Raw genomic sequence first — 15,442 nt, 5'->3', positions numbered from 1 at the left:
TCGGGAGTTGGATGAGGCGCATGGAGCGATTGCCCGATATCCACTTCGGCCTGCTGATCCGCACGGACTTCGCCGATCAGGACGCGTGGGACGCCGTCCTCGAGGCGGTCAAGACCCCGAGCGAGGACGGTTTCCGCGCGAGCCTGCGCGTGGTCGAGGACCCGGCGTACCGGGACGCGACCGTCGAGCAGCTGGTCGCGCTGGCCCCGGAGTGGGCGCTGCTCGTGCTGGCCGACCGGGCCGCGCTCGCGTCGCCGGAGCTGCCGCTGCTGGTCGTGCGGGTGAGCCCGCACGAGAACGGGCAGCTGCGGGTGATCCCGGCGCAGCTGTGGTCGGTGGAGAACAACATCTCGCTGGCCAATATGGACTGGGCGGAGTTCACCTCCTCGGCCGACGCGGACGGCGTCTACCGCGGCTTCAGCGGTTGAGAGGCCGGACCGAGTCCGGGAGGGGTTCCGGCGCCCGCGGTCAGCCTGCCCTGAAATCGTCCCGGATCCGACTGGCTGCCGTTGCCGCCGCCGGCTGCGCCGGTCCGCCCCCGGAGGTCTGCGACCAGTACATGTGCGAGACGCCCGGCTACGGGCCGAGCACCGGCACCCAGATCCAGAACGGTTTCGTGGCCGTGCTGAGCGCGATCGGCGTGGTCCCGATCGTCCCCCGGAGCGCGAACGCCTCGCGCTCGCCGGACCGGGCCGCTCAGCCGGTAGCGCCGCGGGCCGGCTGCACCAGCCCGGTTACGTCCGTCCTTGTCTGTTTCCGGCCAGGTTGCCGCCGCGGACTTGACATCGATGTCACACGCGGGTTTCGCTTGCCCGGCGCCGCCGCCGGGGTCCCTGTGCGCGGGCGCGTGAAGACCGTCCCGACAAGCTGGGAGCAACGATGCCCCGAAGCGCCAGACCCGTCCACGCCGTGCTGGTCGCGGTGGTGGCGGCGGCCGGACTGGCCGCCCTGCCGGTGACCGCGGCCACCGCCGAGGCGGCCGCCCCACCGGACTTCTCCTCGTCGTTCGAGCCGAGCGACCCGCAGCCGACGTGGCAGGACACCGTTGACACCGACGCGGCGGGCAAGCCGCGGGCGTCCGGGGTCAACGGGGCGAACGGCACCGCGATCCCAGGTGACATCCGCGGCAAGGTGACCGAGGTGACCGCGAGCAGCGAGAACACCGACGGCGGTGAGGTCGCGGCCAACCTGGTCGACGGCACCACCGACACCAAGTGGCTGTCGTGGGATCCCGCGGCGTGGGCGCAGGTGACGCTGTCCGAGCCGACGCTGATCACGCACTACGCGATCAGCTCGGCCAACGACTTCGCCGGCCGCGACCCGCAGGACTGGACGCTGCAGGGCTCGAGTGACGCGAAGTCGTGGACGGACCTGGACAAGCAGTCCGGGCAGACGTTCGAGAACCGGTTCCAGCAGAAGGACTACAAGCTGGCGGCCCCGAGCGCGCCGTTCAAGTACTACCGGCTGAACGTCACCCGCAACCACGGGGACACCGCGCTGCAGCTCTCGGAGCTGTTGCTGGCCAACGACGATCCGGCGCCGCCGCCGCTGCCGAACATGCGCAGCTTCGTCGATTCCGGCCCCACCAGCGGGTACACGAACAAGAACCGGGTGGGCTTCACCGGGCAGAAGGCGTTCCGGTACTCCGGCAGCCAGACCGCCGCCGGGCACGGCTGGTCGTACAACAAGGTCTTCGACGTGAACATCCCGGTGGTCGCCTCCACCGAGCTGTCGTACAAGGTGCAGCCGCAGTTCGTCACCGGCGACCTGAAGTACCCGAGCACCAACGTCGCGATCGACCTGGCCTTCACCGACGGCACGTACCTGAGCTCGCTGGGCGCGACGGACCAGTACGGGTTCCCGCTTTCGCCGCAGGGGCAGGGCGCGAGCAAGGTGCTCTACGCCAACCAGTGGAACCTGGTGCGCTCGGCGATCGGCACGGCCGCGCAGGGCAAGACCATCGCCCGGATCCTGGTGGGCTACGACAACCCGAACGGCCCGGGCACGTTCCAGGGCTGGCTGGACGACGTGAAGATCTCCGCCACGCCGACGCCGCCGGCGAGCACCCGCCCGAGCGACAACGTGCTCACCACCCGCGGCACGCTCGCGAACAGCACCTTCTCGCGGGGCAACAACTTCCCGGCGACCGCGGTGCCGCACGGCTTCAACTTCTGGACGCCGGTGACCGACGCCGGCTCGGCGAGCTGGCTGTACAACTACCACTCGCAGAACAACACGGACAACCTGCCCGCGTTGCAGGCGTTCAGCGTGAGCCACGAGCCGAGCCCGTGGATGGGTGACCGGCAGAGCTTCCAGGTGATGCCCTCGGCCGCGGCCGGGGTGCCGGACGCGGACCGCAACGCGCGGGCGCTGGCGTTCAAGCACGACGACGAGGTCGCGCGGGCGCACTACTACGGGGTCACGTTCCAGAACGGGATCAAGACCGAGATCGCGCCGACCGATCACGCGGCGGTCATGCGGTTCTCCTTCCCGGGCAACGACTCCAGCCTGATCTTCGACAACGTCAACAACTCCGGCGGGCTCACCCTCGACCCGGCCACCGGCACCCTCAGCGGGTACACGGACGCGAAGAGCGGCCTTTCGGCGGGCGCGGGGCGGATGTTCGTCTACGCCACCTTCGACAAGCCGGTCACGGCCGGTTCGAAGCTGACCGGGCAGGGCCGGGACAACGTCACCGGCTACATGCGGTTCAACGCGGGCGCGGACAAGACCGTCACCATGCGGATCGCGACCTCGCTGCTGAGCGTCGACCAGGCCAAGAAGAACCTGGCGATGGAGGCCGGGCCGAACGTGTCGTTCGACCAGGCGCGTGACGCCGCGCAGCAGGCGTGGGACAAGCAGCTCGGCGTGATCGAGGTGCAGGGCGCGTCGAAGGACCAGCTGGAGACGCTGTACTCCAACCTCTACCGGCTGTTCCTCTACCCGAACGAGGGCTTCGAGAACACCGGCACCGCCGACAAGCCGGCGTACAAGTACGCCAGTCCCGTGTCGCCGAAGACGGGCACGGACACCGCGACGCAGACCGGCTCGAAGATCGTCGACGGCCAGACCTACGTGAACAACGGGTTCTGGGACACCTATCGCACGACCTGGCCGGCGTACTCGCTGCTCACGCCGGACATGGCCGGGAAGATGGTGGACGGCTTCGTCCAGCAGTACCGCGACGCCGGCTGGATCGCGCGCTGGTCCTCCCCCGGTTACGCGGACCTGATGACGGGCACCAGCTCGGACGTCGCGTTCGCCGACGCCTACCTCAAGGGCGTGACGAACTTCGACGTCAAGTCGGCCTACGACGCGGCGGTGAAGAACGCCACCGTGACGCCGCCGAACTCGGCGGTCGGGCGCAAGGGGCTGGACCAGTCGATCTTCCTCGGCTACACGCCGAACTCGACCGGTGAGGGCTTCTCCTGGGCGATGGAGGGCTACGTCAACGACTTCGGCATCGCGAACCTGTCGAAGAAGCTGTACGACCAGGCGCCGGCGACCGACCCGAAGAAGTCGGAGTACCTGGAGAACTACCAGTACTTCACCAGCCGCGCGCAGCAGTACGTGAACCTGTTCGACCCGAGTGTCGGGTTCTTCCAGGGCAAGGACGCGAACGGCCAGTTCACCAAGTCCAAGGCCGATTACGACCCGCGCGTGTGGGGCGGGGACTACACCGAGACCGACGGCTGGAACATGGCCTTCACGGTGCCGCAGGACGGTCAGGGCCTGGCGGACCTCTACGGCGGCAAGGACAAGCTGGCGAACAAGCTGGACCAGTTCTTCGCCGACCAGGAGACCGCGAACTACCCCGGCACCTACGGCGGCGCGATCCACGAGATGCGGGAGGCGCGGGACGTGCGGATGGGCCAGTACGGCCACTCCAACCAGCCCTCGCACCACCTGCTCTACATGTACGACTACGCGGGTCAGCCGTCGAAGACGCAGGCGAAGGTGCGTGAGGCGCTCTCGCGGCTCTACACCGGCAGCGAACTGGGTCAGGGCTACGCGGGCGACGAGGACAACGGCGAGATGTCCGCGTGGTACGTGTTCGGCGCGCTGGGCTTCTACCCGTTGCAGATGGGCAGCCCGAACTACGCGATCGGGTCGCCGCTGTTCACCAAGGCGACCGTGCACCTGCCCGGTGGCGACCTGGTGATCAACGCGCCGAAGAACAACGCGAAGAACGTCTACGTGCAGGGCCTGAAGGTCAACGGCAAGCCCTACACCTCGACGTCGCTGCCGCAGGACCTGCTGGCCCACGGCGGCACGCTGGACTTCGACATGGGCCCGAACCCGTCGAAGTGGGGCACCGGCCCGAACGACGCGCCGAAGTCGATCACCACGGGCGACACTCCCCCGACGCCGCTGCACGACGAAACCGGTCCGGGCAGGGGCACTCTGTCCACTTCGGACGGTTCCGACGCCAAGGCCCTGGTGGACAACACCTCGAACACCGAGGCGAAGGTGACCGGTGCGGTGCAGTACCAGCTGAACTCGACGGACGAGGCGGTCACGCACTACACGCTGACCTCGCCGAAGGGTGCGGGTGATCCGAAGAGCTGGGTGCTGAAGGGCTCCTACGACGGGAAGACGTGGGCGGTCGCGGACCAGCAGACCGACCAGGCCTTCCAGTGGCGGCAGCAGACCCGCGCGTTCGCGGTGAAGAACCCGGCCCACTACGCCTACTACCGGCTGGAGGTCACCGCGACCACCGGCGGCACGGCGTCGCTGGCGGAGTTCGAGCTGCTGGGCCGCCCGGACGCGTCGTGCACGAAGACGCTGACCGGCGTGCAGAACGGCCCGTTGACCGTGTCGAGCGGCACGGTGTGCCTGAACGGCGCGACGGTGTCCGGCCCGGTCACGGTGTCGGGCGGCGCTTCGCTGGTCGTCCGCGGCGGCTCGATCTCGGGCCCGCTGTCCTCGACCGGTGCGGGACAGGTGGTGCTGAACCGCACGAAGGTGTCGGGCCCGGTGGCGATCACCGGCACCACGGGTTCGGTGTCGATCGAGCTGACCACCATCGGCGGCCCGGCGACCCTGGTGGGCAACCACGCGGCGGTACTGGCGAGCAGCACCGTCGGTGGCCCGCTGGCCTGCGCCGGCAACACCCCGGCACCGACGGACAACACCCTCGCGAACACGGTCCGCGGGCCGTCCGCGGGGCAGTGCGCGAAGTTCTGATCGGCTGAATGATCAGCGGTGGCCCCTTCCCGATCCCGGGAGGGGGCCACGCACCCAATGTGGCGTTCGGTGCGTTGGACGCACCGAACGCCACATTGAGGCGCATTCCCCGCCACTACGGCATCGCACGGGCCGCGCCACGCGGAGGACGATCACCGGGTGCCCGGGCGTCCGAGCGATTACCGTGAGCGCGTGACGAGCACCGGCTTCTTCTCCTCCTTCGAAACCGGTGAACCACAGCCGGTCGGCACGGGCCTGCGGGTGGGCCGCGGGCCGGACCGGTCGCCGACCGCGAAGGCCGGCGTCGGGTTCACCGGGCAGCGCGCGCTGCGTTACGGGCGGCCCGGGCGCGCCGTGCTGTTCGACGTGGACCTGCCGGTGACCGCCCACAGTGCACTGTCCTACGTGGTCTTCCCGGTCGGCGAGCGGCCGGTGCCGTCCTACCGCGCCACGTTCGTCGCGCTGGACGTCGAGTTCGACGACGGCAGCAGCGCCGGGATCTCCGCGGGTGAGCAGGGCCGGGGCAAGACGCTGCTGGTCGACCAGTGGAACCTGGTCCGGCACCCGCTCGGGGCGTTCGCCGGGCGCCGGATCCGGCGGATCGTGCTGGTCACCGAGCCGCCCGGGGGTGAGGCCGTCGAAGGCTGGCTGGACGACGTCCGCGTCGCCGAGCACCCGGTCGAGCCGAAAGACCCGGTCGACCACGTCCGCACCACCCGCGGCACCCATTCCAGCAGCGAGTTCTCCCGCGGCAACACCTTCCCCGCCACCGCCGTGCCGCACGGGTTCAACTTCTGGACCCCGGTCACCGACGCCCGCGCGCTGAACTGGATCTACTCCTACCACCGGCACAACGACGCGCAGAACTCCCCGCGGCTGCAGGCGTTCGCGCTCAGCCACCAGCCGAGCCCGTGGATGGGCGACCGGCACACCTTCCAGCTGATGCCCGGCACCGGCCCGGTCCAGCCGAACCCCGTCCGACGTTCGCTGGCCTTCTCCCACGACGACGAGACCGACCGGCCGCACCACTACGGCGTCCGCTTCGCCGGCGGAATCACGGCCGACCTCGCGCCCAGCGAGCACGCCGCGATCTTCCGGTTCACCTTCCCCGAAGGCCGTGGCTGGGTGCTGTTCGACAACGCCCGCAACCGCGGCGGCCTGCGCATCCATCCGGACAGTGGCGTCGTCACCGGCCACACCTGGGTCCGCAGCGGGCTTTCCACCGGGGCGCGGCGGATGTTCGTCTACGCCAAGGCCGACACCCCGGCGACCGGCGGCGGCCACGTCCGCCGCCCGCCTTGGCGGACCGTCACCGGGCAGCTGAGCTTCGACGCGCCCGAGGTCACCCTCCGGATCGCGACCTCACTGATCAGCCTGGCGCAGGCGAAACGCAACCTGGAGCTGGAGATCCCGGCCGGCACCACCTTCGAGCAGGTCCGCGACCGCGCCCGCGAACGCTGGCAGGAACTGCTCGGCCGGGTCGAGCTGGACGGCGCCACCGAAGACCAGCTCACCACCTTCTACTCCAGCCTGTACCGCCTGTTCCTCTACCCGAACACCGCCCACGAGAACACTCCCGACGGCATCCGGCACGCCAGCCCGGTGCGACGCAGCCTCCGCCCGAGCACCCGCCGCCGCACCGGCGCGCGCATCGTCGACGGCGAGCTGTACGTCAACAACGGCTTCTGGGACACCTACCGCACCACCTGGCCCGCGTACGCGCTGCTCGCCCCCGAACGCTGCGGCCGCATGATCGACGGCTTCGTCCAGCAGTACCGCGAAGGCGGCTGGATCGCCCGCTGGTCCTCCCCCGGTTACGCGGACCTGATGACGGGCACCAGCTCGGACGTCGCCTTCGCCGACGCCTACCTCAAAGGCGTCCGCACCTTCGACGTCGAATCCGCCTACGACGCGGCGCTCAAGAACGCCACCGTCGCCCCGCCCCGCGCGGGCGTCGGCCGCAAGGGACTCCACCGCTCGCCATTCCTCGGCTACACCCCGACCTCGGTGCGCGAAGGACTGTCCTGGGCGCTCGAAGGCTGCCTCAACGACTTCGGCCTCGCCAACCTCTCCGACGCCCTCGCCCGCGAAAGCGAAGGCCCCCGCGCGCGCCGTTTCGCCGACAACGCCGCCTACCTGCGCCAACGCGCCCAGCACTACGTCCACCACTTCGACCCGCGCATCGGCTTCTTCCAGGGCCGCACCCCCGACGGCGGCCGCCACTTCCCGCCCGAGGGCTACGACCCGCAGGCCTGGGGCGGCGACTTCGTCGAGACCAACGCCTGGAACACCGCCTTCTCCGTGCCCCACGACGGCCCCGGCCTCGCCGCCCTCCACGGCGGGCCGGCCGGGCTCGAAGCGAAGCTCGACGAGTTCTTCCGCACCCCCGAAACCGGCCGCAAACCCGGCTCGTACGGCGGCCTGATCCACGAGATGACCGAGGCCCGCGACGTCCGCATGGGCCAGTACGGCCACTCCAACCAGCCGTCGCACCACATCCCGTTCATCTACGCCTTCGCCGGCGCGCCCGCCAAACTGCAGCGCACCGTCCGCGAAGTCCTGCGCCGGCTCTACCTCGGCAGCGAACTCGGCCAGGGCTACCCGGGGGACGAGGACAACGGGGAGATGTCCGCCTGGTATGTCTTCAGCGCACTCGGCCTCTACCCGCTGGCCGTCGGCACCCCGCGCTACACCCTCTGCACACCCCTGTTCCAGACTGCGACCGTGCACCTGGAGAACGGTAAGGACCTGGTCATCCGAGCACGCGGCGCCACCACGGACACCCCGTACGTCCACGGCCTCACCATCGACGGCACCCCGCACACCTCGCCGACGATCGCGCATGCCGTGCTGGCGGGCGGCGCCGTGCTCGAATTCGACGTCCGCGCGGAGCCCGGCACCTGGAGCGCCGAGCCCGTCACGGCGGTCCCGCCCACGCCGTTGACCGACCTGCGCGGCACCGTCCACAGCCCCGACGGCCCCGCGTACCCGCTCATCGACGACACCAGCCGCACCGAAGCCACCTTCACCAGCCGGACCCCGACCGTCGAATTCCTCGTCGACGGCCCGCCCCGCGAAGTCACCATGTACACGCTCACCTCCGGCGGCCGCGCGGGCGACCCGACCGGCTGGACCCTCGAAGGCTCCGCCGACGGACGACGCTGGACCGTGCTCGACGAACGCTCCGGCGAGCTGTTCCGCTGGCGCCGCCAGACCCGGCCGTTCGCCCTCGCCACCCCCGCGGCCTTCGCCCACTACCGCCTCCGCGTCACCGGCTCCACCCGCCGTCGCGTCACCCTCGCCCAGTGGGAGCTGCTCGCCCGATGATCGCCGACCTCCGCAACGCCGCCCTCGACCGGCTCGCGGCCGCCGACCCCGGCTTCATCCGGCTGCGCCTGGCCGGCTCCGCGGTGCTCGGCATCGTCATCGCGATCCTCGCGCTGCAGCCACTGGGCTACCCGCTCACCATCAGCCTCGTCGCCGCCATCTCCGCGATGATGAGCGCCTTCTCCGTGAACGACCCGACCAGCGGCGGCCAAGCGGTCACCCTCGGCCTCGCCGCCCTCGTCGGCGCCTCCTCCATCACCCTCGCCAGCGTCGGCGCCGCATACCCGCCGCTGGACAGCATCATCTTCGTGCTGCTGATCTTCATCGCCGTCTACGTCCAGCGCTTCGGCCCCCGCGGCACCGCGCTCGGCTCGATGATGTTCTTCCTGTTCTTCTTCCCGATGTTCCTGCAGGCCCACCTCAGCCAGGTCCCACAGCTGCTCATCGCCATGCTGATCGGCCTCGCCTCGAACGCGCTGGTCCGCTTCGTCCTGCTGCGCCGCAACGCCGAGAGCGAGTTCATCCGCATCCGCCGCGCGTTCCGCGCCCGCGTCGCCGCCGCCATCCGCGCCACCGAGGCCTACATCACCGCCGCCGGCGGCGACCGAGCCGACCGTCAGATCCGCACCGCCCTCGCCCGCCTCCACGAGTCCGTGCTCCTGATCGAGGACAACGCCCCCGACGTCGTCGACGAGCGCAAGGCCGACCAGCTCCGCCGCCGCGCCATCGAAGTCGAGCTCGCCGTCCAATGGCTCACCATCACCGTGCAGCGCACCTGCTCCGAAAGCCTCCACACCGGCGTCGCCGAAGACCTCCTCGGCCGCCTCGCCAAATTCCGCTCCCTCATGGAACGCGACCCGCGCGAACTGCCCCTGATCAGCGAGACGGGCGAATACAGCCGCATGCTCGTCGAAGGCAGCCGCATCGACCGCAACGCCAAACCCGGCGACGGGGTCCGCCGCGCCATCGCCGAACTCGCCGTCGCCGACGACCGCGCCCAGCGCGTCGCCGCCAAGGACGGCGGCGTCGACTTCTCCCTCGACGACACCGAAACCGACGAACCCGAGCCCACCAAGGTCTTCGCCTACGACAACCAGACCCGCAGCGCCATCCAGGCCGTGGTCGGCGGCGGGCTCGCCGTCCTGGCCGGCCAGCTCATCTCCCACCAGCGCTGGTACTGGGCCGTGCTCACCGTCTTCGTCGTGTTCATCGGCACCTCCAGCGCCGGCGCCCGCTTCGTCAAAGGCGTCCGCCGCACCGCCGGCACCCTGATCGGCATCGTCGGCGGCGTCGTGCTCGCCCTGCTCGTCAGCGGCGACACCGCCGCCATCCTCGCGCTGCTCATGGTCTGCGTCTTCGGCATGGTCTACATGTCCCGCGTCTCGCAGTTCCTGATGGCGTTTTTCGTCACCAGCATGCTGGCCCTGCTCTACAGCCTGCTCGGCACGTTCACCATCGAGGTGCTCTGGATCCGCGTCGCCGAAACCGCCGTCGGCGCCGCCTCCGGACTGCTTGCCGCCCTCGTCATCGTCCCCGTCCGCACCCGCTCGGTGATGCTCGACGACATCGCCCTGGTCCTCGACGAGCTGGACGAGTTCCTCGAATCCGCCGAACGCCTGCTCTCGGGCCGCGACAACGTCAACATCATCGAGATGTCCCGAGACCTCGACCGCGCCGTCGAACAGGTCCGCAAGACCATCGAGCCCCTCACCCACCCGATCAACCTCCGCAGCGCCCGCCGCGACTACGGCTGGCACGTGCTCACCACCCTCGAAGGCATCGCCTTCCGCGCCCGCCACGTCGCCGCCCGCGCCCAGCCCGGCCAGCTCGACGGCCCCGTCGCCGAACGCCTCGACCAGTTCACCGGCCGCATCCTGGCGAACGTCGACATCGTCGGCGACGCCGTCCGCCACCCCAACACCACGCCGTCGAAAAAGCTCGTCCGCGACGACGGCACCCCGGTCGCCGACCGCATCGACGACGCCGAAACCCGCGCCGTGCTCTCCAGCCTCAGCCACCTCGACGAAGGCCTGATCGCCCTCGGCCGCGTCTTCAACGTCGAAGCCACCGAACCCGCCCCCGCCGACCGGCGCTGAGCCGGGGAATCTGGGACCGGTCCCAGAGCCACGCCCTACCTTTCCGCGAATGACGCGCCTGACTGCTGCCCTACCGTCCGCGGCCGCACTACTCGCCGTCGTGCTCCTCAGCGGGTGCGGTGGAGCCGAAACGCCCGCACGAAGCGCACCCCCGCCGCCCACGAGCACCCGCGACGCCGAACCCTGCTCATTCCTCCCCCAACCCGTGATCACCACGAACGGCCTGAAGCAGGTGTCCTCGAACAAAGCCCAGACCTCGCGCAGCTGCTCGTGGACCTCCACGCACTTCTCGATCATGGTCCTGGTCCGCTGGGACCAGAGCACCCTCGTCGACTTCGCCCAGGCCTTCCCCACCTCGGTCGCCAACATCGACCTCGACGGCGCGACCGCCGTCTCCGGCAAGAGCGACTCCAGGCCGGCCTGCGCCGCGGTCGTCTTCCCCGAACACGGGACGGTCATGGAGATCGTCGTGGGCGACACCCCGCCCTCGACCACCGACTCCGCCTGCGCCCGCGTCAAAACCATCGGCACCGCGGTAGTGCACGAGGTCCGCGCCCAGCACCTCTTCCCCGGACCCACCACCACGGCACCACCGACCACGCCCTGAACGGCACGGGCGAAGAGTGACTGGACGCACCCGAACGGCGAACGCCGGGAGGGCTAGCATCACTTTCACTAGCCAAAGCCGTCTCAAGCTGGAGAACCCGCTATGACCCAAGCCCCTGTCAACGTCACCGTCACCGGTGCGGCCGGCCAGATCGGCTACGCGCTGCTGTTCCGCATCGCGTCCGGTCAGCTCCTCGGCCCGGACACCCCGGTGAAGCTGCGGCTCCTCGAGATCCCGCAGGCGGTCAAGGCGGCTGAGGGCACCGCGATGGAACTCGACGACGGCGCGTTCCCGCTGGTCGCCGGCATCGACATCTTCGACGACCCCAAGCAGGCCTTCTCCGGCGCCAACATCGCGCTGCTCGTCGGCGCCCGCCCCCGCAGCAAGGGCATGGAGCGCGGCGACCTGCTCGAGGCCAACGGCGGCATCTTCAAGCCCCAGGGCGAGGCCATCAACGCCGGCGCGGCCGACGACATCCGCGTCCTCGTCGTGGGCAACCCGGCCAACACCAACGCCCTGATCGCCCAGTCCCACGCCCCCGACGTGCCGGCCGAGCGCTTCACCGCGATGACCCGCCTCGACCACAACCGCGCCCTCGCGCAGCTGTCGAAGCGGCTCGGCGTGCCCGTCACCGACCTCAAGAAGGTCGCCATCTGGGGCAACCACTCCGCCACCCAGTACCCGTCCATCGCGCACGCCGAGGTCGCCGGCAAGAGCGCCGTCGAGGCCGTGAACGACCAGGCCTGGCTCGCCGACACCTTCATCCCCACCGTCGCCAAGCGCGGCGCGGCGATCATCGAGGCCCGCGGCCTCTCCTCGGCCGCCTCCGCCGCATCGGCTGCCATCGACCACGTGCACACCTGGGTCACCGGCACCCCCGAGGGCGACTGGACCTCCGCGGGCGTCGTCTCCGACGGCTCCTACGGCGTCCCGGAAGGCCTCATCTCGTCGTTCCCGGTCACCGCCAAGGACGGCAAGTACGAGATCGTCCAGGGCCTGGAGATCGACGAGTTCTCCCGCGCCCGCATCGACGCCTCCGTCGCGGAGCTCGCCGAAGAGCGCGACGCGGTGAAGAAGCTCGGCCTCATCTGAGCCTGATCCGACCCGCCGAAGGCCGCCCGGTTCCGCTCCGGGCGGCCTTCGGCGTCGCTAGGGTCGGCGGATGCCCCGACTGATCCACCTCAACGGCCCGTCCGGCATCGGGAAGTCCACCGTGGCCCGGCTCTACGCCGACCGCCACTCCGGCGCACTCGACCTCGACACCGACCAGCTGCTCCCGCTGATCGGCGGCTGGCGAGAGGACTTCTCGGCCACCTTGGCCGTCGGCCGCCGACTCGCCGTGGCCATGGCCGAAACCCACCTGCGCGCCGGCCACGACGTCGTCCTGCCCCAGCTGGCCACCGCCCTGCACGAGGTCGAAGGTTTCGAAGCCGCGGCCCGCAACGCCGGCGCCGAGTACCGCGAAATCGTCCTCACCGCACCGAAACAGCACGCCTTCGACCGCTACTCGGCCCGTGCGTCCATCATGGACTCCAGCACGCGCCGCCACATCGACGACATCCTCGCCGAGCGGGGCGGGCTCCGGCTGCTGGACCGGATCCACGATCACGTCGCCCAGTACCTCGCGCTCCGGCCCGCATGCACGGTCCTGGACACCGAGGGCCTCGACCCCGAGCAGACCTACGCCGTGGTTCTGAATTCCCTTTCGTAGCAGTGCTTTTGGAGGCGAGCTGACTGCTGGGCTAAGTCAGGTTTTTTCCACGGTCGGCCAGCGGTATAGGGCGTTATACACTCTAATGTGATGTCCATGAGTGATCTTCTGGAGCTGGCCGGTAAGACCGTGATCGTTACGGGTGCCTCGTCCGGTATCGGCGAATCCACCGCGCGGTTACTGCATGCCGCCGGGGCGAACCCGGTGCTCGCCGCGCGTCGGGCCGACCGATTGGCGGCGTTGAGCGAGGAACTCGGCGGGGCGCTCGCCGTGCCCACCGACGTCACCGATCCCCCGCAGGTACGCGCTCTGGTCGCGGCCACGCTGGACCGGCACCAGCGCATCGACGGGCTGGTGAACAACGCCGGCGCCAGCATCCAGGGAGCGGTCGCCGACATCGACATCGCCGAGTACCGCCGGATTCTCGACCTGAACGTGGCCAGCCTGGTGGGCGTCACGCAGGCGGTCCTGCCGGCCATGCGGGCGCAGGGCTCCGGGCGGATCGTGAACGTCAGCTCGGGCACCACGCGCCGCGTCGCGACCGGTGTCGGCGCTTATGCGGCAACGAAGTCCGCGGTGAACATGCTCAGCGCGGTGCTGCGCGAAGAACTGGCTCTCGAGGGCATCGCGGTGTCCCTGCTGCTGCCCTCGGTCACCGCGACCGAGTTCGGTGACGGCATCTTCAAGCTGGGTGTCCCGCCCCGGCCGGGCATGGTGGTGCACCGTCCGGAGTACGTGGCGGGCGTGGTCCTCCGGCTGCTGCAAACCGGCGAGGACACCTTCGACATCCCCCACGGCCCGGAGCAGCCGGACGTCGCCCGCGTGCCCAGCTGACGGGTTTTCACTCGACGAGGGCCAGGAAGAAGTCCCGGACGTCGCCGGCGAGCAGCTCCGGCACCTCCATCGCGGCGAAGTGGCCGCCGCGCTCGAACTCCGACCAGTGCCTGATGTCGTAGTGCCGCTCGGCCAGCGGCCGCACGGACAGCGTGATGTCGTGCGGGAACACCGCCACGCCGAGCGGCACCCGGCACGGCAGCCCACTCCCCCGGGACGTGTCGTGGTGAAACCGGCCCGACGACGCGGCGGTCGCGGTCAGCCAGTACAGCGAGACGTCGGTGAGCAGCCGATCGTCGCCGACCGGCGTGGCGGGGTCGGTCCACTGGGCGAACCGCTCGGCTATCCAGACCAGCTGGCCGACCGGCGAGTCGGTCAGCGCGTAGCCGATCGTCTGCGGGGTGAGCGCCTGCAAGGCTTGGTACGGCGGCCGGTTCGCCATCAGCTGCCGGACCTTGTCCAGCCGGGCCTCGTCCACTTCGGACAGCTCGACGCCGGGCTCCGGCCGGGTCGGCAGGTAATTGACGTGCACCCCGACGACGTGCTCGGGCGCGAGGGCGCCGAGCGCGAGGGAGATGCCGGCGCCGAAGTCGCCGCCCTGCGCGCCGTAGCGCTCGTACCCCAGGCGGCGCATCAGCTCGAACCAGGCCCGCGCGGTCCGGGCGGCGTCCCAGCCGCGCTCGTGGGTCGGGCCGGAGAACCCGAAGCCGGGGATGGACGGGATCACCAGGTGGAATTCGCGCGAGAGCGGCTCGATCACCTCGAGGAACTCCACGAACGAACCGGGCCAGCCGTGGGTGAGGATCAGCGCCAGCGCGTCCGATCTCGACGAGCGGACGTGGACGAAGTGGATGTTCTGGCCCTCGATCTCGGTGGTGAAGTGCGGCAGCTCGTTGAACTTCGCCTCGTGCGCACGCCAGTCGTAGCCGGTGCGCCAGTATTCGGCCAGTTCCCTCAGCCGCGCCAGCGGGAAGCCGTAGTCCCACCCGGCGTCGGCGACCTCGTTGGGCCAGCGGGTGCGGGAGAGCCGGTCGGCCAGGTCGTCGAGGCCGGCCTGGGGGATGGCGATGCGGAACGGCTTGATCATGGTCTCAGCTCCACGGATTCGTTCGGCGGCTTAACGTTTGTGCGACTAACGTTTGCCTGACCAACGATAGCACGATCGTTGGTCAGACGAACGATTTGCTATGCTCACCCCCATGGAGAACCCCGCCCAGGAGCCGTCCGCCCGGTGGAAGAGCCTGCCCAGCTGGCTGCTCACCCAGGCCGCCGGCCACGCGCATCGCCTGGTGGCTGACGGGTTCTCGGCCGTGCACGCCCACGGCTACCACTACCGCCTGCTGGCGACGCTGGAGGAGTTCGGCCCGGCCAGCCAGGCGACGCTCGGCCGCCGTAGCGGCATCCACCTCAGCGACATGGTCGCGGCGATCAACGATCTGGCCGAGCAAAAACTTCTCGAGCGCGCCCCGGACCCCGCCGACCGGCGGCGCAACGTCATCTCGCTGACCACCGCGGGCAAGCGGCGGTTGCGGCGGCTGGAAAAGCAGCTGGCCGAAACCCAGGACAAGCTGCTGGCTCCGCTGTCCCCCACGGAGCGACAACGGTTGACCGAGCTGCTGTCCAAGCTGCTCGACCACCACGATCAGCTAAGCTGACGCGTCAACTGAAAGCAGTCGTCCA

At 70.2% G+C, this 15,442-nt stretch carries 10 protein-coding genes; 9 read left to right on the top strand and 1 reads right to left on the bottom strand.

Translation table 11 applies throughout. The features are described from left to right. Window positions 1-20: 20 nt before the first annotated feature. The 8 genes from OG371_RS39330 (at window position 21) to OG371_RS39295 (ending at window position 13,762) form a co-directional block, all read left to right on the top strand. A complete protein-coding gene (locus tag OG371_RS39330) occupies window positions 21-428 on the top strand; it encodes a DUF6924 domain-containing protein (protein WP_329061452.1) in 408 nt (135 codons plus the stop codon). 451 nt (window positions 429-879) lie between these two features. Then, entirely contained in the window at window positions 880-5,187 is a 4,308-nt protein-coding gene (locus tag OG371_RS39325; RefSeq protein ID WP_329061449.1) for a GH92 family glycosyl hydrolase, read from the top strand. A 192-nt stretch (window positions 5,188-5,379) separates the two neighbouring features. Beyond that, on the top strand, window positions 5,380-8,514 hold the full coding sequence (locus tag OG371_RS39320; protein ID WP_329061447.1) for a GH92 family glycosyl hydrolase: 3,135 nt from the start codon (window positions 5,380-5,382) through the stop codon (window positions 8,512-8,514). After that, a complete protein-coding gene (locus OG371_RS39315; protein ID WP_329061445.1) occupies window positions 8,511-10,610 on the top strand; it encodes an FUSC family protein in 2,100 nt (699 codons plus the stop codon). Before OG371_RS39320 ends, OG371_RS39315 begins: the two co-directional genes overlap by 4 nt. A gap of 49 nt (window positions 10,611-10,659) precedes the next feature. Continuing rightward, on the top strand, window positions 10,660-11,217 hold the full coding sequence (locus OG371_RS39310; RefSeq protein WP_329061443.1) for a DUF3558 family protein: 558 nt from the start codon (window positions 10,660-10,662) through the stop codon (window positions 11,215-11,217). A 102-nt stretch (window positions 11,218-11,319) separates the two neighbouring features. After that, on the top strand, window positions 11,320-12,309 hold the full coding sequence (locus OG371_RS39305; RefSeq protein ID WP_329061441.1) for a malate dehydrogenase: 990 nt from the start codon (window positions 11,320-11,322) through the stop codon (window positions 12,307-12,309). Between the two features lie 70 nt (window positions 12,310-12,379). Then, on the top strand, window positions 12,380-12,928 hold the full coding sequence (locus OG371_RS39300; protein WP_329061439.1) for an AAA family ATPase: 549 nt from the start codon (window positions 12,380-12,382) through the stop codon (window positions 12,926-12,928). Window positions 12,929-13,024: 96 nt separating this feature from the next. Next, window positions 13,025-13,762: an SDR family oxidoreductase gene (locus tag OG371_RS39295; RefSeq protein WP_329061437.1), complete on the top strand. Its 738-nt coding sequence runs from the start codon at window positions 13,025-13,027 to the stop codon at window positions 13,760-13,762. A gap of 7 nt (window positions 13,763-13,769) precedes the next feature. On the opposite strand, the gene OG371_RS39290 is transcribed toward OG371_RS39295, so the two are convergent. After that, a complete protein-coding gene (locus OG371_RS39290; RefSeq protein ID WP_329061435.1) occupies window positions 13,770-14,849 on the bottom strand; it encodes an epoxide hydrolase family protein in 1,080 nt (359 codons plus the stop codon). A gap of 112 nt (window positions 14,850-14,961) precedes the next feature. Here OG371_RS39290 and OG371_RS39285 point away from each other — a divergent pair, with 112 nt between their 5' ends. Further along, window positions 14,962-15,417, top strand: coding sequence for a MarR family winged helix-turn-helix transcriptional regulator (locus tag OG371_RS39285; protein WP_329061433.1), 456 nt, complete (start codon window positions 14,962-14,964; stop codon window positions 15,415-15,417). Window positions 15,418-15,442 lie beyond the last annotated feature (25 nt).

Source organism: Amycolatopsis sp. NBC_01480 (genome assembly GCF_036227205.1).
Classification (GTDB): Bacteria; Actinomycetota; Actinomycetes; order Mycobacteriales; family Pseudonocardiaceae; genus Amycolatopsis.
This window is presented reverse-complemented; position numbering and strand designations above follow the sequence as displayed.

Coding starts and splice junctions, on each gene's coding strand:
- OG371_RS39330 (WP_329061452.1), top strand. CDS start 21: ATGGAGCGATTGCCCGATATCCACTTCGGCCTGCTGATCCGCACGGAC.
- OG371_RS39325 (WP_329061449.1), top strand. CDS start 880: ATGCCCCGAAGCGCCAGACCCGTCCACGCCGTGCTGGTCGCGGTGGTG.
- OG371_RS39315 (WP_329061445.1), top strand. CDS start 8,511: ATGATCGCCGACCTCCGCAACGCCGCCCTCGACCGGCTCGCGGCCGCC.
- OG371_RS39310 (WP_329061443.1), top strand. CDS start 10,660: ATGACGCGCCTGACTGCTGCCCTACCGTCCGCGGCCGCACTACTCGCC.
- OG371_RS39305 (WP_329061441.1), top strand. CDS start 11,320: ATGACCCAAGCCCCTGTCAACGTCACCGTCACCGGTGCGGCCGGCCAG.
- OG371_RS39300 (WP_329061439.1), top strand. CDS start 12,380: ATGCCCCGACTGATCCACCTCAACGGCCCGTCCGGCATCGGGAAGTCC.
- OG371_RS39295 (WP_329061437.1), top strand. CDS start 13,025: ATGAGTGATCTTCTGGAGCTGGCCGGTAAGACCGTGATCGTTACGGGT.
- OG371_RS39290 (WP_329061435.1), bottom strand. CDS start 14,849: ATGATCAAGCCGTTCCGCATCGCCATCCCCCAGGCCGGCCTCGACGAC.
- OG371_RS39285 (WP_329061433.1), top strand. CDS start 14,962: ATGGAGAACCCCGCCCAGGAGCCGTCCGCCCGGTGGAAGAGCCTGCCC.